The following is a 22,283-nucleotide window of genomic DNA, read 5'->3' on the forward strand; positions in this document are numbered from 1 at the left end:
GTGACCCGGGTGTGTGAACAGGCGGCCGCATCAGGGCCCACTCGCCGGCCGTCGCGAGGGTCGCCCGATCGTGGGCGAATGGAGAAAAGTTCGTCAGGAGATCATAACCCTTTTTCGGGCCGAAATCCCGAAGACCCGTCCCGACGATCCGGGATAGGCCGGCCGGATGAGTCGATTAGCGATCATCGGCCGAGGCGCTGAGCCCTGGATCGCCGATCGGCCGATCCTTCATGAATCGATTTCGGAGCCAATAGACGGGGATGCCGATCAGGGCGATGGCATAGCCGATGCCCGCGGTGCGGGGCTCCAGGTAGATGAAGTCCGCCACCAGCAGCCCGGCCACGCCCAGGTAGAACACCAGGGGCAGCGGGTAGGCGAACGTGCGGTAAGGACGCTCGGCGTCGGGCCGCTTGAGGCGGAAGACCAGGCAGGTGCCGACCATCAGCATGTAGAACGAGAGGTCGACCGGGGCGAGGAACTGGAGCAGGTCGGAGTAGGTGTTCCCGTAGCCCGGCCGGCCGGTGGCCGCATCGACCGAAACCGTGACCGGAAGGACCAGGAAGATGGCCCAGGCCCCCTGAGCCAGCAGCGCAACCGCCGGGACATGGTGCGCATTGGTGGTGCCGACCTTGCGGAAGAACAGCCCGTCGCGGGCCATCGCGTAGAAGACCCGGGCGCCGGAGAGGACCAGACCGTTCACGCAGCCGAAGGTCGAAACCATGATCGCCGCCGCCATCGCATAAACTCCGCCCGTGCCCAGCACGGCCCGCATCACGGCGGTCCCCACTCGATCCTTCTCGGCGTGCTGGATCTGGTCGAACGGCAAGGAGACGAGATAGGCGAGGTTGGCGAGCATGTACAGCAGGATGACCGTCCCGCAGCCGATCACCAGGGCGAACGGCAGGGTCTTGCCCGGCTCGCGGACCTCGCCGCCCGTGAACGTGACGCTGTTCCAGGCGGTCTGGGAGAACAGCGGGCCGATCATCGCCTTGCCCAGCACGAGGGCGAACCCCAGCCCGCCGGTTGCACTCAAGCCTTCCTGCGAGGTGGCCAGGCTCCACCCGTTGGCCGCCGAATCCCACCACGCCGCCGTCCAGGCCGCGGAGTCGCGATTCGCCCCGAAGAAAAGGCCGACGGCGATGAGACCGATCAGCGCGGCGGTCTTGGCGAACGTGAATGTGTTCTGGATCAGCTTGCCGGCACGCAAGCCCCGCGTGTTGAGCAGCGTCAGTCCGGCGATCAGCGCGACCGCGACGCATTGCTGGGTCGATAGGCTGAGGGCGTAGCCCAGGCGTCCCAGGTGGACCGGCGGGATCAGATAATGCGTGTCCGAGACGCCGGGGGCGAAGACGCCGAGGAACTTGGCGAAGGCCACGGCCACCGCCGCGATCGTCCCGGTCTGGACGACCAGGAACGTCGCCCAGCCGAACATGAAGCCGATCGAAGGCCCATACGCCTCGCGGAGGAAGACATACTGCCCGCCGGCGCGGGGCATCATCGATGCGACCTCGGCCGAGCAGAGGGCGCCGGCGATCGTGAGCAGCCCGGCGACCGCCCAGGCGACCAGGAGCCAGCCCGGGGCCCCGACCAGTCGGGCCGATTCGGCCGAAGTGATGAAGATCCCCGACCCGATCATCGACCCCATGACGATCATCGTGGCGTCGACTCGTCCCAACGCGCGGATCAGGTCGGGGGCGGAGGACGACGACGGCTCGGGGTCGGGCATGGGTGCGGGGCTCCGGGTCGGTGGGGCGTCAGGCGTTCTCGGCGGCGAAGGCGCGGACCTCGTCGATGGCCTGCTGGATCGCATCGCGACGCCACTTGGTCAGGGCGCTGTCCAGGGCCCGGGTCAGGTGGTTGGCGAGATTCTCGGCGGCGGCCGAGGGGGACTCACCCTCGCCGCGGATCTCCGGGAAGTCGCGATGGTGAATCAGGGTGGCGTGGGCCGTGGCCCCGGTCGTCACGATGACCCGACTCTGCTCCGTGGCCATGGGGTGATGCTCGCTTGGGTTCGTTGGGAGGGGAGAGGAAGGCGGCCCGGCCGGCCCGTCAGAACTGGCCCAGGAATCGCGCGTCGTTCTGATACAGCAGGCGGATGTCGTCGACCCCGTGCCGTCTCATGCACAACCGCTCGATCCCCAGGCCGAATGCGAAACCGGAAACCTCATCGGGATCATACCCCACGGCCCGGAAGACGTTGGGATCGACCATCCCGGCTCCCCCCATTTCAACCCAGCGGTCGCCGCCATGCCAGAGCATGTCGACCTCGACGCTCGGTTCGGTGAACGGGAAGAAGGACGGCCGGAAGCGGATCTTCACGTCCTCGCCCAGATAGCTCCGGGCGAACAGGCGGAGGACCGTCTTCAGATCCGCCATCGTCACGCCCTTGTCCACCATCAATCCTTCGATCTGATGGAACATGAACGAGTGGGTGGCATCCACCGTGTCGGGCCGATACACCCGGCCGATGGCGATTACCCGCACCGGCGGCGGCTGATTCTCCATGACCCGCACCTGCACGGTGCTGGTCTGGCTGCGGAGCATGGTCGCGTCGGAGAGGTAGAAGTTGTCGAGCGGGTCCCGGGCCGGGTGGCTGGCCGAGATGTTCAGGGCGTCGAAGTTGTGGTGGACGTCCTCGACCTCAGGGCCACGGGCCACGGCGAAGCCGAAGCGGCCGAACAGGTCGATCAGTTCGTCGGCGGTCTGCGTCAGCGGGTGGCGATGGCCGATCCTCGGCCGATGGCCGGGCAGGCTCACGTCGATCGCATCGACCGCGACATCGGGCCGGCCGCCGCGTTCTCGCGCCGCCTCCAGGGCGGCCTCGATCGACTTCTTGGCGGCGTTGAACCGCTGGCCGAAGGCCTTTTTCCCGTCGGGAGGGAGGGTCTTGAGCCGCTCCTGGGCCGACTTCAAACGCCCCTGCTTCTGACCCAGGAACTCGATCCGCGCCGCCTCGATGGCCTCGGGATCGCGGGCTTGGGCAAACGCCTCTTGCCCGGCGGCTTCCAGGGCGTCGAGGTCCGCCAGGGCAACATCCAACGGTTCGGGCTGGCTCATGAAGTACTCGGACCTTGATGGCTGACGGCCGCGAGTCGATCCACCTCCGCTGCGAGCTCGCGGACTTCCCGGATCAGGAAGTCGGTCTCCTTGCGATGGTGGGCTTCCAGTGCGGCGAGACGTTCCTCGCAGGAGGCTTCGGACGCTTCGATGGATCGCTTGACCTTGATCCACCCAAACCCGGAATAGTGATCCGCGCAGCTCATCGAGCAGACCTCGCATCACCGAGACGATCGAATCTCGAACTCCCACCAGTCGGGGTGCTCGGATTCGGGCGGACCGAATGGCGAGCAAGCCGCGAACTCGGCCGCCCCGGGCAGGAACGGCCAACGTCCACGGCTTTCGCATGGCAGCTTCGGCGATCGGATCGGTCAGGCCGACTTGGCCTTGACCTTGGCCCGGTTCCGCTCGGCGACGGCCGCGTCGTGCTTGTCCAGCTCGGCGCGGGCCAGCGAGACGATGGCGTCGAAGGTCTCGGGATCGTGGATGGCCAGCTCCGAGAGGCTCTTGCGGTCGAGCTTGATCTCGGCGAGCTTGAGGCCGTGGACGAGCCGGCTGTAGCGGAGGCCGCGCATCTCGGCGGCGGCGCTCAGGCGGATGATGAACAGGCGGCGGAAATCGCGCTTCTTGGCCCGGCGGTCGCGGAATGCGAACATCCCGGCGCGGAGCAGGGTTTCCTTGGCCGTGCGGAGCAGGCGGCGACGGCCGCCGACAAACCCTTCGACCTTGCGAAACAGACGCTTTTTCGCCTTGTTACGGGCCGCGCCCTTCGTTGCACGCATCGATATGTCTCGGCAAAAGATGGCTTCGGGACGCCCGATCCGGGGCGGTCAGGCCCCGGGGTCGGGGAAGATGATAGCTCAAGGCTGCGTGGTTCAGGCCTGCGAGGGCAGGGTGGCCGGGTTGACCGCGGCCTCGGCGGCGATCGACGTGGCGCCGGCTTCCGCGGCGGCCAGCTGGTCGGCCTCGACCACGACGGGGTTGTCCCCTTCGCGGGTCTGGAGGACGCGGCGAATCCGCTTGGCCTCGGCCTCGACTTTCAGGTACGACTTCTTGCGCAGCCGGCGGATCTGCTTGCCGCTCTTGTGGCTGTTCAAGTGAGACGACCCGCAGCGCTTGTGGCTGACCTTGCCGGTGGCCGAAACCTTGAACCGCTTCTTCATCCCTTTGTGGGTCTTCAGCTTGGGCATGGTCGCTCGGAGCCTCGCGGAGCATGTGTGAGGGCCGGGCGCGGGCCCGACACGCGGGCCTTCCGAATCGGCCGAGGCGGAGAGTGTAGCAGATGACGCCGGCCCTCGCCAAGGGCAATCCGCCCGGGGCCGGCATCATCCCGGAAAATGTCGGGATCCGACGATGGATCGGGGTGTCGAATTCAGGAAGAAACGCGGGGGGCGATGATCGCCGTCATCCGCTTGCCTTCCATCGACGGGTTCTTCTCGATCTTCGCGACATCGTCGAGGGCCTGGAGCACTTCGTTCATGACCTTGCGGCCTTCATCGATGTGCGCCAGCTCGCGTCCCCGGAAGAGGACGTTGACGAGGACCTTGTCTTTGCCTTCGAGGAATTCGCGGGCCCGCTTGACCTTGACCTCGATATCGTGGTCTCCGGTCTTGGGCCGGACGCGAATCTCTTTCACCTGCACCTGGTGCTGCTTCTGCTTGGAGGCCCGCTTCTTCTGCGAGTACTTGAACTTGCCGAAGTCCATGATCTTGCAGACGGGCGGCCGTTCGTTGGGCGCGACCTCGACGAGGTCGAGGCCGGCCTCTCGGGCCGACTCCATCGCCTTGCCGGTCGGCATCACCCCAAGCAGCTCGCCTTCGGTGTTGATGACCCGCACGGGTGAGATGCGGATCTGCTCGTTCACCCTGAGATTCCGGTCGATAGCGTCCTCCCCGGCGGGACGGGTGGTTGGGCCTCATCGGGACCGGGGAGGCTCTCCAGGAGGGACCTCCCCGTCTCACCACGGCGTCCGCCCCGCGGCGGGCCTTCCGTGGTTCCCTGGCACTCCAAAGCATTACATTGTGGCGGGGCGCCTGTCAATAGGCGTGTTTCTCGGCCGACTCTTCCGGTGGGGCTGCCGGGAGAGCCGCGGCCACCTGGCGGATCGTCCGGGAGTCCGACTCGGCCTTGAGCTGAGCGATGGCCTCGGCCAGGGGCAGGGCCCCCCGGTCGCCGTCCACGCGGTCGCGGTAGGAGACCAGGCGGGCCTCCGCCTCCTTGCCGCCGACCACCAGCATGACCGGGATCTTCTCCAGCTGGGCGTCGCGGATCTTGGCCCCCACCTTCTCCGACCGCGAGTCGAGCCCGGCGCGGAGGCCGGCGGCCTGCAACTCGGCGACGACCTCGCGGGCGTAGTCGAGCGTCTTGTCGGAGATCGGCAGGACGCGGACCTGCTCGGGCGCCAGCCAGAGCGGGAACGCTCCGGCGAAGTGCTCGATCAGGATCCCCATGAATCGCTCCATGCTCCCGAACGGGGCGCGATGGATCATGACCGGCGGGTGCGGGAGGTTGTCCGCCCCGGTGTAGTGGAGGCCGAACCGCTCGGGCAGGACGTAGTCGAGCTGGACGGTCCCCAGCTGCCACTGGCGGCCGATGCAGTCCCGGACCACGAAGTCCGCCTTCGGGCCGTAGAAGGCCGCCTCGCCGGGGGCCTCGTCGTAGGGCAGCCCCATCTCGTCGAGCACGGCGCGGATGTCGGCCTCGGCCTTCTGCCAGGTCGCCCCGGCCGCCCCCTGGTACTTGGGGTCTTCGGGATCGCTCTTGCTCAGGCGGAGGCGGTAGTCGTTCAGCCCCAGGCTTTCCAGGACCGACCGGGTCAGTTCCATGGTCTTGCGGAACTCGCCGCGGACCTGCTCCTGGGTGCAGAACAGGTGGGCATCGTCCTGGGTGAACCCGCGCACGCGGGTCAGGCCCGACAGCTCGCCCGACTGCTCGTAGCGGTAGACCGTCCCGAACTCGGCCAGGCGCACCGGGAGGTCGCGATAGCTCCGGGGCTGGGCGGCGAAGATCTGGATGTGGTGGGGGCAGTTCATCGGCTTGAGGAGGTACTCCTCGCTCACGCCGAGGTCAGACACGTACTTGACCCGCTGCGCCGGGTCGAGCGACCAGTAGGACTCGCCGAGCTTGGCGTGGACCTCGCTGCCGTCGTCGGCGGCAAGCTTGGGCATCGCCTCGGGGATGCCGGCATCCTTGAGCAGCTTTTTCTGGGCGGCGTCGTCGACGGTCCCCTTTTCCAGCCCGTCGACGAGCGCCATGGCGGCGTCGGATAGCATCCGGATCGGCGGGAACTGGGAGTCTTTGTAGTAGGGATAGTGGCCGCTGGTCTGGTAAAGCTCGATCTTGCCGATGTGCGGGGTGTAGACCGGCTGGTAGCCGAGCTTGATCAGCTCGTCCTTAAGGAAGTTCTCCAAAAGCCCCCGGACGATCGCCCCCTTGGGCATCCAGAGGATCAGGCCGGAGCCGACCATCTGCGAGATCGTGAACAGGCCGAGTTCCTTGCCGAGCCGCCGGTGGTCGCGCTTCTTGGCCTCCTCGATCTGGGCGAGGTGGGCGTCGAGATCCTTCTTGTCGAAGAAGGCGGTGCCGTAGACGCGCTGGAGCATCTTGCGGTCGGTGTGGGCCTTCCAGTACGACCCGGCGATCGACAGGAGCTTGAACGCCCCGACCTTGCCGGCGTGGGGGATGTGCGGGCCCCGGCAGAGGTCGACGAACTCCCCCTGGCGGTAGAAGCTGAGCACGCCGAACTTGTGCAGCTCGTCGTCGATGTGCTCGACCTTGTAGCCCTGGCCGAGATCCAGGACGAACTGGCGGGCCTCGTCGGCGGGCAGGCTGAACCGCTCGAACGGCTCGGCCTCCTTGGTCAACTTCGCCATTTCGGCCTCGATGGCCGGGAAGTCGTCCTCGGACAGGGGCCGATCGGGCAGGTCGACGTCGTAATAGAAGCCGGTGCCGGTGGTCGGGCCGAAGGCGAGCTGGGCACCCGGGTGGAGCCGGAGGATGGCCCGGGCCATGATGTGCGCCGTCGAGTGCCGCAGGACGTCGAGCGCCTCGCGGTCCTTGTTGGTCAAGAGCTTCAGCTCGATGGCGGCCCCGTCCTCGACTTCCAGGGGCCGTTCGAGGTCGACGATCTGGCCGTCGGCCACGGCGGCGACCGCCGCGTCGGCGAGCCTCTTGCCGATCCCCTCGGCGATCTCACGCGGGCGGACGCCCTCGGGATATTCCTTGACCGACCCGTCCGGCAGCTTGATCTGGACCATCGTATCCGTCCGGCCGATCGCTCGGCCAAGCGATGCCGACCGGCGCGGGCCGTCCCCCCCGGCTCACGATGCCGGTGCGGGACCGCCCGCCGATCGCTCGCGGTGTCTGGGTTCCGGCCCACAGCGTACCCCCGGCACCCGGTCGTTGCCAAGCTCGCGACCGCCCCGGGACCTCGATCGGGGTGGATGGCCCGTCGGCTCACTGGCGCCCCATCGGGATTCGGTGGCGGGCCTGCCCGGATATTGCCCATCGGTTTCCGGGGCCGGGCCCGTACAATGGGCCGACCGGACGGTCCCCGCTCAGGTTCATCCGCCGCAACGAGGAGACGCTCATGGCCCGGGAACTCGCGAGGGTGGGCAGGGTCGCCGCCAAGCTCCTGTTCGCGGCGTTATTCCTGACGTCCGGGGTGATGCACTTCACCCGCACGGACCTCTTTGCTCGCATCATCCCGCCATCATTCCCCGAACCTCGCTGGCTGGTCTGGTTCAGCGGGGTTTGCGAAATCGCCCTGGGGGTGATGCTCCTGATCCCGGCCACGTCTCGCCTGGCCGCCTGGGGACTGATCGCCCTGCTGATCGCCGTCTTCCCGGCCAACATCTACCTGTATCGGCACCAGGACCTGATCCCGACGGCATTGCCGCCCCTCGTCCACCTGCTCCGATTGCCGTTCCAGGGGGTGTTGATCCTGTGGGCCTACGCCTACACCCGCGACCGCCGATCGGCCCCCGACCTCGATCCTGACCGGCGGCCAACCTGACGACGTGCGCCGGACCGTCCGGCCCGGAAGGGTCTGCCGACCCTGCGAATCGCGGGCGACTTCGATCACGCCGCGGGGACCCGCCCGGAGACGACGTGGTCGATGCAGGTGAGGGTCGTGTCGGGGTCGTTGACCAGGGATCCGGGCGAGTCCGGGTCGGCAAGTTTCTCCAACGCCCTGCGATGCCCGGGATCAAGCCGAGGGCCGACCCGTTCGACGAGGTCGGCGAGGTATTCGCCGAGGAATGTGCGTACCGACTCGTCGAGCGGCGCGACGCGATCCGAGGCGTGCGTGTCGATCCGGATGTCGACCAACCCCGCCTGGCGGAAGACCTTCAGCAGGCGTCGGCCCACATAGAACTTGCCGGGATGGTCCGACTCCTCGCGAAACGACTTCCATTCCGCGGTCCGCAGCGCCAGCTCCAGCTCGACCGGCCAGGGCAGGATGATCTGGTGCAGGGTATCGTTCTCCAGGACCGCGACCAGCCCACCCGGCCGGACCCGCCCGGCAAGCTGGCGGACCGAGGCCACGGGCTCCGGAAGGCTGAACAGGCTCTGGGCGCACCAGGCGACATCGAAGCTCCCCTCGGCGAACGGGAGCCGATCGATCGATGCGGTGACGAACCGGATCCGCGACGCATCATCGGATCGGGCCGCCTCGCGACTCGCCACCCGGAGGAATGCCGGCAACACGTCGAAGGCCACCACGGACCCGCCGTCCCCCACCCGTTCGGCGAGCCAGGGCGTGTACGACCCGTCGCCGCAGGCGGCCTCCAGCACCCGATCCCCTTCCCGGATCGGCAAGCCATCGATCATCGACTTCAGCTCAACGGCGTAAGCACGATGGTAGGCGGCGAGCATCGGTTCATAGTCGGGCAGGTCTTCTTCCTCGGCCACGCATCAGCCTCCCGGTGCGAGATCGATCCGGCCCCGAGACATCGAGGGCCGACCGTTCCCTCTGGCAGATGGCGTGCCGGCACGGCCTCACCCGCGACGGGCGTGGAAGATGACCACGACACCGACCAGGCAGATCGCGCCTCCGATGAGGTCGTAGCGATCCGGCTTCGCCCCGTCGATGGCCCAGCCCCAGGCGATGGACAACGCCACGAATACCCCCCCATAGGCGGCATAGGTCCGGCCGAAGGAAGCGGGTTGCAGGGTCGGGATCACGCCATAAAGGATCAACAATGCCACGCCGACGACCCCGAACCAGGGCGACCGGCGATCCCGAAGACAGGCCCAGACCAGATATCCGCCGCCGATCTCGCAGAGGCCGGCGGCGAGGAAGAGCAGGATGGCCAGGAGGGCAGGGCGGTGATCCGGCATGTTGGCGTGAGTTTCCCGAATACGGCGTCAAGAACCCCGCCCACTCCCCGAATATCGGATTGTGGCGGATTTGCCGACACCCACCGAACCTTCGCGACGTAGTGTTCCGAAGCGAGATCCCGGAACCCCTCCAGGACGACCGGCACGGCACCGACCCGGTGTCATTCTTCGATCCGAATGAGTTGTCAAGCGACGATGGAAACCGTTACTCTCGACTGAGCGATGGCGCGCGACCAACGTTCGGCTTGCCCCCCCAACCCGATCTTATTCCATCCGCCGACGGAGTTCCCTCAGTGGCCAAATCCCCCAAACAAACACCCCAGGCCGCTCCGACTCGGACGCGCGTCAACATCCGAGGCCTGATCATCGTCGGGGGGATCCTCCTCGCCGGCCTCCTGGCGATCGTGCCGATCCGCATCCTCCAGGAGCGTCGACTCCGCCAGTCGGCCATGGAGCAGGCGACGGCCAGCATCAAGAGGGGGGACAACGCCCTGTCGAGCCGGCTCCTGGAGAATTATCTGCGCTCATGGCCCACGGATGTCGAGGCCCTGAACCTCCAGGGTGACCTCCTGGCGAAGACGGCGCGGTCGCTCCCGCAGTACCTCGGCGCCGCCGCGGTCAACGATCAACTCCTCCGGCTCGACCCGTCGGGTCCCCACGCCAAGGACGCTCGCCGCCGCATCGTCGAGATGTACGTCGAGCACGGCAACCTCGTGCTCCGGTCGGCCGCCGCCTACGGCACCAAGGATACCCAGGCCCAGGAACTCCGGTTCCGCGCCGCCGAGACGCTGGCCCGTGCCATGGTCAAGGATGACCCGAAGGATGCCGATGCCCACCGCCTGCTGGCGATGGCCCTGGACGGCGAGGCCTCCGCGGGCGACGACAAGGCGCTGCCCGAAGCGATCGCCGAGTACGAGAAGGCCCTGGCGATCGACCCGGCGAACACGGCATCCGCCCTGCTTCTGGCCGGGATCTACGCGGACAAGACCAAGGATCCCGCCGCCGCCGATCGGGTCATGGATGCCCTGTTGAAAGCCAATCCCAATTCCATCGATGTCCGCCTGGCGCGTCACAAAATCGCCCTGAAGATGGAGCGTGAGACGCAGGCCCGGGAGGAGATCGCCAAGGCCCTGGCCCTGGATCCTGATTCCGCGGATGTCCGCTACATCGCGGCCCAGGATGCCCTCCGGCTCAATGACCCGAAGGCCGCCCGCGCTCACCTGGATGCGATCCCCAAGGCCCAGGCGGACAGCATCAATGTCCGCATCCTCCGGGGCCAGATCGACTTCGCCGAGCTCCATCCCGACGAAGCGATCGACGAGTGGCGCAAGGGCCTGACGGCCGTCGGGGGCAGCGATTCGGACCTGACCTTCCGCCTCGCCTACATCCTGATCCAGCTCAATCGGTTGTCCGAGGCCCGCCCCCTGATCGAGCAGTATCTTCGCCTGGAGCCCGACAAAACCAAGCCGATGGCCCGCCTCCTGAACGCCTTCTTCGAGGAGAAGGCCGGCCATCCGGCCGCGGCCATCGCCGGGCTCGAACTGGCCCGGGACAAGGTGGATCAGGCCTGGGAGGCCGAGCTGAACCTGGTCCTGGGCCGGTGCTATGCCGCGATCGGCGACGAGGCCCGGGCGCTCACGGCGTTCCGCCGGGCCGCCGTGATCGCCCCCAAATCGATGGGCCCCCGGCGTGCGATCGCCTCGATGATCCAGGCACAGAACCCGGACGGCGCGATCGCCGAGCTGGAACACGGGCTCGCCATGGCCCCCGAAGACCCCGCCTCGCTGGTGGAACTGGCCCGGGCCATCATCAATCGCCAGTTGTCCCTGCCCGAGGGCCAGAGGCGATGGGAACGCCCCGAGGAATTGATCGCCCGGGCGGATAAGATCCACCCCAATGACCCGGCCGTCCTGAGCGTCCGCGCCGATTTGCTCGCTGCGAAGAATCAGCTCCAGGAGGCCATCACCCTTCTTTCACGTGCCACGGAAGGGGAGGCCAGGAAGCGGCCCGAGATCTGGCAGGCCCTCATCGTCGGCCTGGGGCGTCAAGGCAAGCTCGATGAGGCCCTCAAGACGCTGGATCGGGCCGAGTCGCCCGAGAATGCCGGCGACCACGTCGAATTGCGTATGCTCCGGGCCCGGCTCCTGATCCAGACAGGCCACGCCCAGGCGGCCAAGGACCTGCTGGCCAAATCCCCCCAGACGCTCCCGGCCCGCGAGCGCGCGGCCCTGGCCCGAGGCCGGGGCGACCTGCTCCGCGAGTTCGGCGACCGCGATGGTGCCCGCCAGGCCTATGCGGAGTGGGCCAGCCTCTCGCCCGAGGACTCGCTGCCCGGCCTCTTCCTGGTCGAGTTGGGTCAGACCGGCGACGCGGAAGCCACCCGGCTGGGCCTGGAGGCGCTCCGGAAGGTCGGCGGCGACGATGAGCCGTATGGCCTGGCCGCCCGCGCCCTGGCCTTGCTGGGCGAACCCAAGCCCGGCCAGGTCACGCCCCCCGAGCAGCTCGACCAGGCCGATCGGATCATCGAACGGCTGCAGACCATCGCCCCCCTGTTGCCGGTCGGCCATCTCCTGCGCGGGGTCTTGCTGGAACGCCGGCTCCGCCCCGAGGAGGCCATCGGCGAATTCAAGAAGGCCTTGAAGTCCAACACCCAAGCCTCGGCGCTCGGGCGGCTGGTCGCCCTCTACACCCGCCTGAAGCGGTACGACGACCTCGCCGAACTCCGCAAGCAGATGGGCGCGACGGTCGTCGATCGGCTCTCGGCCGTCGAGTCGCTGAAGCTCGGCGACAAGGAACGGGCCGAGCAAATCGCCGCCCAGCTGGTCGAGGGTCAGCCGGATAGCCTCCAGTTCCGATCCGCCCAGGCCTCGCTGCTCCGCGAGCTGGGCCGGCCGCTCGAGGCCCAGGAAACGCTCCGCGAACTGACGGTTCGCCAGCCCAACGAGCCCGGCCCCTGGCTGGCCCTGCTCCTCTTCCAGATTGGGCAGAAAGATCAGACGGGCGTCAAGGCGACCATCGACCGCGCCGCGAAGACCTACAAGGGTGAGCGCCCGGACCTGCTGATCGCCCGCTGCCGCTGGCTGGGAGGGGAAGTCCCCGAGGCCACCAGGCTCTACGATGCGGCGCTTGCCCAGCACCCCGACGACATGACGACCCTCAAGTCGGCGGCCGAATTCTTCGAGGGGATCGGGAAGAACGACAGGACCGAAACGATCGTCCGCCAAGCTTTGAAACTCGACCCCACGGCGTCGTGGGCGGCGCGATGGCTGGCCATCCTGGTCTCCTCCAAGGGGGTCGACCGTTGGGATGAAGCCTGGAAGCTGATCGCCCCCGGCGCCTCGGCCGCCGGAGATTTGCCCGAGGACCGCCTGATCCGCGCGGCCGTCCTCGGCCGCTCACCCGACCCCTCCCGTCGTGACGAGGCCCTGAAGCTGCTCTCGTCGCTGGCGGAAGACCTCCCGGCCTCGTCGCCGATCGCCCTGGAGGCCCGCGTCCGACTCGGGCAGTTCTACCTGGATGTGAACCGCCCGGAGGAGGCGGTCCGCGTCATCCTGCCGGCGTCGGACGAGACCTCGGTCGCCAATCCCGCCGCCCTGTCGATCGCCGTCGAGGCCCTCTCCCGGACCAAACGCCCCGCGGAGGCGCAGCAACGGCTCGATCGGCTGGTCGAGGTCGAGCCTTCCTCGCCGCGGGTCGTCAGCTCGAAGTACTGGGTAGCCCGGGCCAACGGGAAGGTCGATGATGCGGCGGCCCTGATCGAAGCCTACTACCCCGAAGTCGAGACGGCCCCTAATGGCCAGGTCATGAGCCTCGCGTTCCTGAACCTGATGAGCCAGCTCGAAAAGCCCGAGGTCACCGAACGCTTCGCGCGGACAATCACCGCCAAATTCCCCGGCCTCGGCTGGACTCTGGCGCGGATCCTGATCGGCCTGGATCGGATCCCGGAGGCCCTGGATGCTTGCCGGGATGCCTTGGCCGCAGGCTCCGTCAGCGAATCCATGGAGACGGCCCTCAGCCTGCTGGACAAGCATTCCGGGGATCGCGCCATCGTCGATCGCATCTCCGCGATCGCCGAGATGGCCCGGACCAAGGAGCCGAAAGACATGGTGCCCTACATCGGACTGGCCGCCGTTCGCCATATCCAGGGGCGCTATGATGAGGAGCTGGCCCTGTATGACGAGGTGCTCAAGCTCAACCCCGCCAGCTTCGGCTTCCTGAACAACAAGGCCTGGACGATCTCCGAGGTGAAGGGCCAGCATGAAGAGGGGCTCAAGCTGGTCGACGAGGCGATCCGCCGCGTCGGGCGTCTCGCCCCCTTCCTCGACACCCGGGGGGTCATCTTGACCCGACTCAAGCGGACCGACGAGGCGATCCAGGACCTGGAAGAATCGGCCAAGCTGAGTTCGAGCCCGACGACGCTCTTCCACCTCGCCCGAGCCTACCTCCAGGCGGGCCGGACGGCCGAGCATCGCAAGGTCCGGGATCAAGTCAAGGCGGCCAACTTCGATCCGAAGCGGCTCGACCCCAACGACCGCTCCGATTTCGACGCGGTCATGCAGCCCTGATCGGATCGGGCAGGCCGGGCCATCCCGTCACGGGATGGGCCCGGCCTCCGAGGCCACCCGGCGGATCATGGCATCCAGCTTGGAGAAGTCCAGGGGCTTGGTGAGGTGGGCGATGAAGCCCGCCTCACGGCTCTGGCGGATGTCTTCTTCCATGCCATAGCCGGTCAGGGCGATCCCCGGGATGTTGTGACGCGGCAGGATGTTACGCATCAGCTCCAGGCCCGACCCGTCGGGCAGGCCGATGTCGCTGACGATGAAGTCGTAATCCGCCAGCGGGACGGCGAGGGCGCCGGCGACGGTGTTCGCCGTGGTGACCGTGTACCCCTTCTGGCGAAGCAGTTTCGCCATGATCCGGGAGGTCATCACGTCGTCCTCGACGAGCAAGATCCGCCGGTGCGGGGGGGGCTCCGCGGCGGGGTGGTCCGCCGAGTCGTGCGAGCTGGCCGGCGCGATGTTCGAAGTCGGCAACTCCACGGTGAAGGTGGACCCCCGATTCTTGCCGGGGCTGGAGGCGACGATCCGCCCCCCATGCCCTTCGACGACGGATCGGCTGATGGCCAGGCCGAGGCCGAGGCCCCCGAATTTCTTGGTCGTCGCGTCCTCCCCCTGCTCGAATGCGTTGAAGATGTGGGGGAGGTGGGCCGGGTCGATCCCGATGCCCGAATCGACGAAGTCGATGATGATCCGACCGTCTGCGTTCCGGGATCGGACCAGGAGGCTCCCCTCGGCGGGGGTGAATTTCACCGCATTCTTGATCAGATTCCAGAGGACCTGCTGCCATCGCGCGGCGTCGGCGATGATGTGATGCTCGGTCGCGTCGAGTGCCACGACGACGCGGAGCCGCTTCGCCTCGGCCTCGGCTCGGCAGATCTCGATCGCCCGCCGGATCTGGGCATGGGCATCCACGGGTTCGAAATGATAGGGCATCTTGCCCCGGATGATCCTCATCACGTCGAGCAGGTCGTCGATCAGCCGGGCTTCGAGCTCGAGGTTCTGGCGGATCAACTCGAACGTGGGCCTGAGGAACTCCGGCGTGTCGGGGTCGTCCCGGGCCGCGGCGGCCGTCATCAGGACGGGCGTCAGCGGAGTCCTGAGTTCGTGGCTGAGCATGGCCAGGAATTGATCCTTGGCCAGGCTGGCGCTCTCGGCGAGGTCGTGGGCTTGCTTGAGTTCCTGCTCGTTCCGCTTCTGGTCGTCGATGTCGGTGCAGGTGCCGAACCACTTGACGAGCTTGCCCGAAGCCTCGCGGACGAGTTCGGCACGCCCCAGGAACCAGCGATACTCGCCGTCGGCACGCCGAAGGCGATACTCGCACTCGAAGAGTCGCCCCGTCTCGATCGATTCGGCCCAGCGGTCGAGCCAGCGATCGCGATCCTCGGGGTGAACCGACCGGGACCAGGCCTCGCCCAGCGCGTCGGAATGCGAGGACCCGCTATACTCGAACCAACGCCCATTCATGTAATCGATCTGCCCATCCTCGGTCGCCGTCCAGACGATCTGGGGGATCGCCTCGGCGAGCAGGGTGACGCCAGCCAGCCGCGCCTCCGATTCGGCCAGCCGCCGCTCGGTGCGCACCTGCTGGATCACCCGATCGACGGCGCGGGTCAGGTCGTCGAGGTAGTCGATCGTCTTGGGCACGAAGTCGCGGAGTCCCACGCGTATGGCCCGGATCAGCGTGTCCTCGTCGCTCAGGCCCGTCACCAGGATCGCCGGGAGATCGATCCCGTCCTGGCGAAGGTCCTCATAAAGGTCGAGGCCGCTGATGGCCCCCTGGAGCTTCTGATCGAGGACGATCAGGTCCACGCCGCCGCCCATGACCACGAACCGGGCCTCTTCGGCCGTCGCCGCGCAGGTCACCTCGTACCCGGCGCGCCGCAGGCGCAAGCTCTCCAGGCGCGAGACCCCCGGGTCGTCCTCGACCACAAGGATGAGCTCGGAGCGGTGCGACTCGATGGGAGGCCGTGGCCGCCCGTGTGGGTCAATGACTCCCACCATTTCGTGGCACCTTGACGACTTGCAGGAACAATCCCAATCGGTTGATCGCTTCGACGAAGCCTTCGTATTCCACCGGCTTGGTCAGGTAGACGCTGCATCCCAGGTCGTAACAGCGCTCGACCTCGCGGGGGTCGTCGGTCGTCGTCAGCATGATGACGGGGATCTTGGAGGTTTGCGGATCGTTCTTGATCCGCCTCAGGACCTCGATCCCGTCGATCCTCGGCATGTTGATGTCGAGGAGCAGGAGGACCCAGTCCGAGAGCGTCCGGCTCGCATGGGCCCCCTCGCCCCTGATGTAGTCCAGGGCCTCCTGGCCGTCCTTCACATGGACCATCGCATTGACGAATCCGGCACGCCGGAGGTTGCGCTGGACCAGGTTCGCGTGACCTTCGTCGTCTTCCGCAAGGACGAGAGTCATGGGTTCGATGGACATTCCTGCTCCTTCTCGCTTCCGAGTCCTGAGGATAACACCGATGGCGACGGGTCGCGAGACGAGACCGGCTCGGCGGGGAAGGCGACGAAGAACGTGCTCCCCTGGCCGGCCACCGATTCGAACCAGACGCGGCCTCCATGGCGCTCCACCATGCGTCGGACCAGGGCCAGGCCGATGCCCTCGCCCTTGACGTGGTCACCGTGGAGCCGCTGGAACACCGAAAAGACCTTCGACTTGTAGGCGTCCGGGATGCCCATGCCATTGTCCTGGATGGCGAAGATCACCGTGCCGGGCGGGGCGATGGGATGGTCGGGGGGGGCGGGTGCGGCGGAGATCGAGATCACACCGGGCCGGGCCGGGTCCAGGTAATTCAAGGCATTGCCGATCAGATTCCCCAAAACCTGCTCCATCGCGGTCGGGTCGCCGTAGGCCATGGGCAGATCCCCGACGTGGACGGTCGCCCCTTTCTCCTGGATCGTCTGGCCCAGGGCCGATACGACCCGGCGGACAATCCCCGCGATATCCGTCGTCTGGAACCGATACTCGACCCGCCCCGCCCGCGAGAGGCGGAGCAGGGCATCGATGATCCCGCTCAATCGCGTCACGGCCGACTGGATGAACTGGATCGACTCGCTGATGTCGACGTCGATCATGCCGATCGCGCGGTCTCGCAGGTTCCTCGGGACATCATCCCGGTCGAGGGTCGACCGCAGATCCTTGCCGATCAGGCCCAATTCCTTGCTGAACCCCTGGAGGTTCACGAGCGGGGAGCGGAGGTCGTGCGAGACGCTGTAGACGAACATCTCGTTCTCCTGATTCTTCTCCCGGAGCTGATCGTTCAGCGTCGCCAGTTCCTCGGCGCGAAGGGCGGTCATCCGGGCATTTTCGCGTTCGGTCTGGGCGGCCCGATCGAGTGTCCGGGCCATCTCGTGGAAGACGCGATCAAGTCGCGCGATCTCGTCGTCGCCCCCGACGGCGGCGGCCAGGGCCTTGCCCTCGCCCAGGCGATGGACATTGGCGGCGAGGGCCGAGATCCGCCCGCTGATGCTCTTGGCGAAGAGCGACACCAGCAGCAGCGAGAAGAGGATCGAGGTGATCGTGCCCGCGGCCAGCAAGACGTCGAGCCTCGACCACGCCTGGTCCAGTTCGGCGTGGCGGATCCGGTCGAGTCGCTGCTCTTCTTCCAGGAAGTTCGAGAGCAGGTGGTCCATCCGTTCGAGGCTCTCCTGAGAATGCTTGCGACGCTCCATCGCCAGGGCCATCTCCATCTTCCCGTCGCGGAGCAGGGAGACGCCTTCGTTGAGGAACCGGGAGAACCGATTCACCTCCGCCTCGATGGCGGCGGCCTTCGCCTTCTGGGCCGGGTTGTCGGCGACCAGGTGGGTCAATCGCGCCGCCTCCTGGTCGACCCCTCGGATCTGATCGACGGTCAGCCGATCGAATGCCGCATCCCGCGTGATGACATACCCCTGCAACGAGCCGTGGGCGGTGATCATCTTCGACCAGAGCGCCTGTCGCTGCACGAACACATCCTTGGTATGGAGCATCCAGGCCTCGGCGGAGACGGCGTTCCTCCGCATCACGGCGACCATCGTGATGAATGCCATCTGGAAGCAGAGCGGGACGGCGATCAGCAGCAATCCCTTCTTCAAGATCGTCAGGCGGTCTAGCATGCGGGTGCCGCGATCCTCTCGGAGTGGCCCGGGCGGGTTCGTTTCGATGCGATTCGCGAAAAAACGTCTTTCAATGGCCGGATCGGTGGCAAGTGTACCGAGACGATCCCGCCATGCCCACTCCCACCGCCGGATCGGGCCACGTCGCCGGAGTCCTTTCCTTCGCATTCCCGCAGAAAATGGCCATGCTCGCAATTCGGCACGAAGGTTGCTGATTAGCACAGCCTATCGAAAAGGGGCATCCTCGCCTCGTTTCACACCGGCCAACGGGCGAGGGGCAGCATGCGACGTAAATGGGCCGGACTCGCCGGACTTTGTTTGGCCGTGCTCGGCGGGTGCAACCCGATGGCCGGGCCACCCGAAGCGTCCGCCCCCAATCGCACGGAGGCCCGGCGGCCCGCCGATTCGGCGCCGGCCAACCCTCCCCGGGCCGTCGGGCAGGGCGGGGTGAAGGTCGCTTGGGATACGCGACGCGACCAGACCTACGCCGAGTTCCTCCGCGACCACTCGGCGGGGATGATCAAGGACGCGACCGTCTGCATCGAGCGTAAGGGAGTGATGGATGTCCAGATCGATCAATCCGTCGCCCCCGATGATACGCTCGAACTGACCAAGAGTTTGATGTCCGGGGCCAGGAAAGACTTTCCCGATCAGCCGATCCTCCTGAAAATCTTCGATCCTTCCGGGGCGGCGATCCTCTCGGCCCAATTCCGGCCAGGCGAGGGGGTTCGATACCAGATCGCCAACGAGGGCGCCACGCGGACCCGGGTGGAACGCGACGGCCCGGCGACGGCCCATCAGCCCGCTTCGACCCCGACCACCACCTCGGCGGCGTCCTCCGAGCACCCCGGGACGACCGAGAAGGATCGTCGATTCGCCTCGTGGGCGGAAACCACCGGGAAGGCTTACCTGCGGTATGTGGAAGCCGACCTCGAAAAACATGGACGCCTGTGGATCGGCGTCACCCCGGAGGTCAAGCCTTCGGATGTCAAGCCACTGACCCGTTCCGTCCTGGAAGGGGCCCAGCGGGAATTCCCGGGCCGGGACTTGGTCGCCACCGTCTTCGATCCTCACGGGGAGCGGATCGGCCGAGCGATGCTACGCTCGAACGGGGCGATCGAGTGGGAACGGTGATCCTCCGCGGGGCGAACCGTCCGCCCTTCCATGACCTAAACTGACCCTGCAATGACCCGAGGGGTTGCGGGGTTTCCAGTCCGCTCACCGGATCCCGATCCGTCGAGCCGGGACGACGCCGGATCGCGGCGAGGCCGGACGGCACTGACGACGTCTTTTCTTCACAACTTCTTTTCACTGCAACAAACAGCCTGCGCTGACACAAGGAGCGGATCATGGGCAGTATCGGTGATCTGATTGGTTATGCGATCTTCGGACTCATCGCCGGCGCGATCGCCCGGTTGATCAACCCGGGTCGCGACCCCATGAGCTGGCTCTGGACGATGATCCTCGGGATCGCCGGAGCCGTGGTGGGCGGATACATCGGCCGATTCACCGGGATGGACAATCGCGGCCTTTACGGATGGATGACCGCCATCGGCGGGTCGCTCCTGCTCCTGATGCTCTATAATTTCACGACGAAGCGTGCCGCCATCGCCGGGCCGTCCGCGAGCGATCCCTCGCTGACCGGCACCAGCACCACGAGCGACTACAAAAAAGCCGTTTTCGACGATCTTTCGCGCGGGCCCAACGGCTGATCCCGAAAGCTAGCGTCTCACCGGCCGTCGTCCTCCTGGCGACCTTTCTTCCCCTTGCGAAGATTCGATCCGAGGGCTCGCCGCGATGATCCGCCGCGAGCCCGCGACGATGACACCCTCGATCACCGTACCCCACCCGCATCCAACGGTTCGGGTACGGTGATCGTCGTGTTACCGTCGTTTACCCGGATCGAGACGATTGGCGATCAGAGGAGGCCACCGGGCAGGGCGATCCTGTTGATTTCGACGAAAGGCTGCACGTCGAGAGATTTACTGGCGGGGAGCCCTGAGCCCACGGTAGACACCGCCAGCGACCAGACCCCCGGCGAAGTACCAGGCAAATGTCATCCACGCGGTCCGGGGCTTGAGGTCGGAAGGAGAAGGCCCGAGCCCGAGCACGGGCGGGAGCACCAGCGCTCCGACGCCCAGCGCCGCGCCGATGGCAGCGCCCCGGGCCGGGGCCGACCCCGCAGGCCCCAGGCCGACCAGGGAATAGGCAAGCCCATTGGTGGCCAGGTCGCCGACGAGGGCGATCCCCTGGGCCTCGGGCTCGCTGGGCGGGGTGAGTCCGGCGGCCCTCATCACCCGTCGCAAGCCGCGACGTCCCAGCACGTCCATGCGAGGGGGATCGGGGACGACCCGACGCGCCACCTCGTGGATGGCGGTCAGGGCCACGGCGCCGGCCAACCCGCTGGCCAGGGCATCGATCCCTCGGCTCGACTTCGACATCGATCGTTCCTCCGGTGATACCGCACGAAGTCGGCCCGGGTACGGCCTCGGCCGATCGGGATTCAGCCGAGGTCGCCCTGGATCATCTTGAAGAAGTCGTCGTCGGTGGCGTCGGCCAGCGGGAGCGGGGCCTTGCTGGGCAGGTGATCGGCCAGCGGATCGTCGAAGTCCGTCTCCACGGCGGATGGCCGTTCCTCGCGGGGCGCGGGCCGGGCCGGGCGGGCCGGACGCCTCGTCCCATCCTCGGATTCCATGCCCGCCATCTCCAGCAGGGAGCGGCGCTTCCGGGTCTCGACCATGTCGTCGTCCATCATCTGGGCGGCGGCCAGGGCGCCGGAGGGGCCGGCCGGCTCATAGTCCAGGGTGAAATGGTGCGTGGCGATCCCCAGTTCGACGTCGGGCATGACCCCGACCTCGCCCGTGACCTTGACCCGGTTGACGGTCGTCCCGTTGCGGCTCCCCAGATCCCGGACGTACCACTGGCCGTTGATGTAATGCAGCTCGCAATGCTTGCCCGACACGTTCTCGAAATCGAGGCACACGTCGCAGGACGGCCGACGGCCGATCAGCAAGGTTTCGCGATGGAGCGGGACCGGGTCACCGCCGCCGATCGGCTTCAGCACGCCCAGGAGTCTCGGGGAGCTTGACATGGGTGAGTTCCTCGCGATCGCGGCGGGAGGGGGATGGATGATGAAGCGGACCACGCCCGCATGGCCGGCGGCCATGATAATGCATGGCGAACGGTCCCCTCAATAGGCGTCGATCCGTGGCGACCCCGCCCGATTTTCCGCGAAGGTCTGGATCGGCCCGGGGCCATCGGATAGCCTCGGGCCAGGCCGGACCCCGGCCGTATCTCCCCACACGGCAACGGCACCGACCCGGAGCGAGACCCCGACATGCAGCACACCGACCTTCGGAACGTGAATCGGCGCGATTTCCTGGCCACCGGGTTGGCCGCCGCCGGCGCCCTCGCCCTCGGCGGCCGGTCGGCATTCGCCCATGATCATGGCTTCGGGCCGTTCAAGGTCGGCCTCCAGAGCTATTCGCTCCGCGAGTACAACGCCCAGGATGCGCTGGCCAAGACCAAGGATCTCGGGGTCCATTACTGGGAATCGTACAGCAAGCATACGCCGATCGACGTGTCCAAGGCGGCGGCCGCGAAGGAGATGGCCGCCGGCTCGGAGGTCAAGGTCATCGGCTTCGGCGTCTCCGCCTTCACCAAGGACCACGACGCCAACCGCAAGATCTTCGAATTCGGCAAGGCATTAGGCGTCGATTACCTCTCGGCCGACCCCACGCCCGACGCGTTCGACAGCCTCGACAAGCTGGTCGAGGAGTACGACATCGCCATCGGCATCCACAACCACGGCCCCGGGCACCGCTGGGCCAAGATCGACACGATTGCCGCCGCCATCAAGGACCACCACAAGCTGGTGGGGGTCTGCGTCGACGCCGGCCACTTCCTCCGATCCAGCGAGGACCCGGTCCGCGCCGTCGAGGTCTTCGGCAAGCGGACCTATGGCGTCCACCTCAAGGATGTGAAGGACGCCAAGACCTTCACGATCCTCGGCGAGGGAGACCTCCGCGTGGCCGCGCTGCTCCAGGCCCTGGCCAAGAACGACTACCAGTATTGCCTGGCCGTCGAGTACGAGGAAAACCCCAAGGACCCGATCGCCGACATCCATAAGTGCCTGGATGCGGTGCGGGCCGCGGTCAAGTCGCTCAAGACCGCCTGATTCCCGGTCGGCCGGGCCGGGGCGATTTCGATGAGGTAGTCAGA

Annotated in this window: 20 protein-coding genes; 5 read left to right on the forward strand and 15 right to left on the reverse strand. The window is 67.1% G+C overall.

The genetic code is table 11. The annotated features are described in order from the left end of the window. Positions 1-175: 175 nt before the first annotated feature. The 8 genes from TA3x_RS15195 to thrS form a co-directional block, all read right to left on the reverse strand. On the reverse strand, positions 176-1,726 hold the full coding sequence (locus tag TA3x_RS15195) for an APC family permease (RefSeq protein ID WP_435015499.1): 1,551 nt from the start codon (positions 1,724-1,726) through the stop codon (positions 176-178). 28 nt (positions 1,727-1,754) lie between these two features. Next, positions 1,755-1,991 (reverse strand): hypothetical protein, encoded by a 237-nt coding sequence (locus tag TA3x_RS15200; RefSeq protein ID WP_435015500.1) that lies wholly within the window; start codon positions 1,989-1,991, stop codon positions 1,755-1,757. Positions 1,992-2,049: 58 nt separating this feature from the next. Beyond that, positions 2,050-3,057 (reverse strand): phenylalanine--tRNA ligase subunit alpha, encoded by a 1,008-nt coding sequence (pheS, locus tag TA3x_RS15205; protein WP_435015501.1) that lies wholly within the window; start codon positions 3,055-3,057, stop codon positions 2,050-2,052. After that, positions 3,054-3,263 carry a hypothetical protein gene (locus TA3x_RS15210; protein WP_435015502.1) on the reverse strand — a complete coding sequence of 70 codons (210 nt, stop codon included), beginning with the start codon at positions 3,261-3,263 and terminating at the stop codon, positions 3,054-3,056. Before TA3x_RS15210 ends, pheS begins: the two co-directional genes overlap by 4 nt. A gap of 165 nt (positions 3,264-3,428) precedes the next feature. After that, positions 3,429-3,839 (reverse strand): 50S ribosomal protein L20, encoded by a 411-nt coding sequence (gene rplT / locus TA3x_RS15215; protein WP_435015503.1) that lies wholly within the window; start codon positions 3,837-3,839, stop codon positions 3,429-3,431. Between the two features lie 93 nt (positions 3,840-3,932). After that, positions 3,933-4,247, reverse strand: a complete 315-nt coding sequence (gene rpmI, locus TA3x_RS15220) for a 50S ribosomal protein L35 (RefSeq protein WP_435015504.1) — start codon at positions 4,245-4,247, stop codon at positions 3,933-3,935. Positions 4,248-4,429: 182 nt separating this feature from the next. Continuing rightward, the gene (gene infC, locus TA3x_RS15225; protein WP_435015505.1) at positions 4,430-4,921 is read right to left on the reverse strand and encodes a translation initiation factor IF-3; all 492 of its coding nucleotides are present in this window, start codon (positions 4,919-4,921) and stop codon (positions 4,430-4,432) included. Positions 4,922-5,093: 172 nt separating this feature from the next. Further along, on the reverse strand, positions 5,094-7,313 hold the full coding sequence (gene thrS, locus TA3x_RS15230; protein WP_435015506.1) for a threonine--tRNA ligase: 2,220 nt from the start codon (positions 7,311-7,313) through the stop codon (positions 5,094-5,096). 332 nt (positions 7,314-7,645) lie between these two features. Here thrS and TA3x_RS15235 point away from each other — a divergent pair, with 332 nt between their 5' ends. After that, positions 7,646-8,071, forward strand: a complete 426-nt coding sequence (locus TA3x_RS15235) for a DoxX family protein (RefSeq protein WP_435015507.1) — start codon at positions 7,646-7,648, stop codon at positions 8,069-8,071. A gap of 65 nt (positions 8,072-8,136) precedes the next feature. Here the strand turns inward: TA3x_RS15235 and TA3x_RS15240 are convergent, their stop codons facing one another. Both TA3x_RS15240 and TA3x_RS15245 read right to left on the reverse strand, forming a co-directional pair. Next, on the reverse strand, positions 8,137-8,967 hold the full coding sequence (locus TA3x_RS15240; protein ID WP_435015508.1) for a methyltransferase domain-containing protein: 831 nt from the start codon (positions 8,965-8,967) through the stop codon (positions 8,137-8,139). Between the two features lie 87 nt (positions 8,968-9,054). Next, complete coding sequence (locus TA3x_RS15245) at positions 9,055-9,396, reverse strand: YnfA family protein (protein WP_435015509.1); 342 nt, start codon at positions 9,394-9,396, stop codon at positions 9,055-9,057. Positions 9,397-9,689: 293 nt separating this feature from the next. On the opposite strand from TA3x_RS15245, the gene TA3x_RS15250 reads away from it, so the two are divergent. Next, positions 9,690-13,961, forward strand: coding sequence for a tetratricopeptide repeat protein (locus TA3x_RS15250; protein WP_435015510.1), 4,272 nt, complete (start codon positions 9,690-9,692; stop codon positions 13,959-13,961). A gap of 27 nt (positions 13,962-13,988) precedes the next feature. Here TA3x_RS15250 and TA3x_RS15255 read toward each other — a convergent pair whose 3' ends face one another. From TA3x_RS15255 to TA3x_RS15265, 3 genes are read right to left on the reverse strand one after another with little or no spacing between them, the layout of a single operon-like run. After that, entirely contained in the window at positions 13,989-15,956 is a 1,968-nt protein-coding gene (locus tag TA3x_RS15255; protein WP_435015511.1) for a response regulator, read from the reverse strand. Continuing rightward, entirely contained in the window at positions 15,940-16,389 is a 450-nt protein-coding gene (locus TA3x_RS15260) for a response regulator (RefSeq protein ID WP_435015512.1), read from the reverse strand. The genes TA3x_RS15255 and TA3x_RS15260 overlap by 17 nt, the downstream gene beginning before the upstream one ends. Continuing rightward, the gene (locus TA3x_RS15265) at positions 16,371-18,062 is read right to left on the reverse strand and encodes a sensor histidine kinase (protein WP_435015513.1); all 1,692 of its coding nucleotides are present in this window, start codon (positions 18,060-18,062) and stop codon (positions 16,371-16,373) included. Before TA3x_RS15265 ends, TA3x_RS15260 begins: the two co-directional genes overlap by 19 nt. A 282-nt stretch (positions 18,063-18,344) precedes the next feature. On the opposite strand from TA3x_RS15265, the gene TA3x_RS15270 reads away from it, so the two are divergent. After that, the gene (locus tag TA3x_RS15270; RefSeq protein WP_435015514.1) at positions 18,345-19,196 is read left to right on the forward strand and encodes a hypothetical protein; all 852 of its coding nucleotides are present in this window, start codon (positions 18,345-18,347) and stop codon (positions 19,194-19,196) included. 215 nt (positions 19,197-19,411) lie between these two features. Beyond that, positions 19,412-19,774, forward strand: a complete 363-nt coding sequence (locus TA3x_RS15275; protein ID WP_435015515.1) for a GlsB/YeaQ/YmgE family stress response membrane protein — start codon at positions 19,412-19,414, stop codon at positions 19,772-19,774. Positions 19,775-20,044: 270 nt separating this feature from the next. On the opposite strand, the gene TA3x_RS15280 is transcribed toward TA3x_RS15275, so the two are convergent. Both TA3x_RS15280 and TA3x_RS15285 read right to left on the reverse strand, forming a co-directional pair. Then, positions 20,045-20,503: a hypothetical protein gene (locus TA3x_RS15280; protein WP_435015516.1), complete on the reverse strand. Its 459-nt coding sequence runs from the start codon at positions 20,501-20,503 to the stop codon at positions 20,045-20,047. A gap of 62 nt (positions 20,504-20,565) precedes the next feature. Continuing rightward, entirely contained in the window at positions 20,566-21,153 is a 588-nt protein-coding gene (locus tag TA3x_RS15285; RefSeq protein WP_435015517.1) for an FHA domain-containing protein, read from the reverse strand. Between the two features lie 246 nt (positions 21,154-21,399). On the opposite strand from TA3x_RS15285, the gene TA3x_RS15290 reads away from it, so the two are divergent. After that, positions 21,400-22,239, forward strand: a complete 840-nt coding sequence (locus TA3x_RS15290; protein ID WP_435015518.1) for a sugar phosphate isomerase/epimerase family protein — start codon at positions 21,400-21,402, stop codon at positions 22,237-22,239. The last annotated feature ends 44 nt before the right edge of the window (positions 22,240-22,283 follow it).

It is taken from the genome of Tundrisphaera macrotermitis, from assembly GCF_051175315.1.
GTDB lineage: Bacteria > Planctomycetota > Planctomycetia > Isosphaerales > Isosphaeraceae > Tundrisphaera.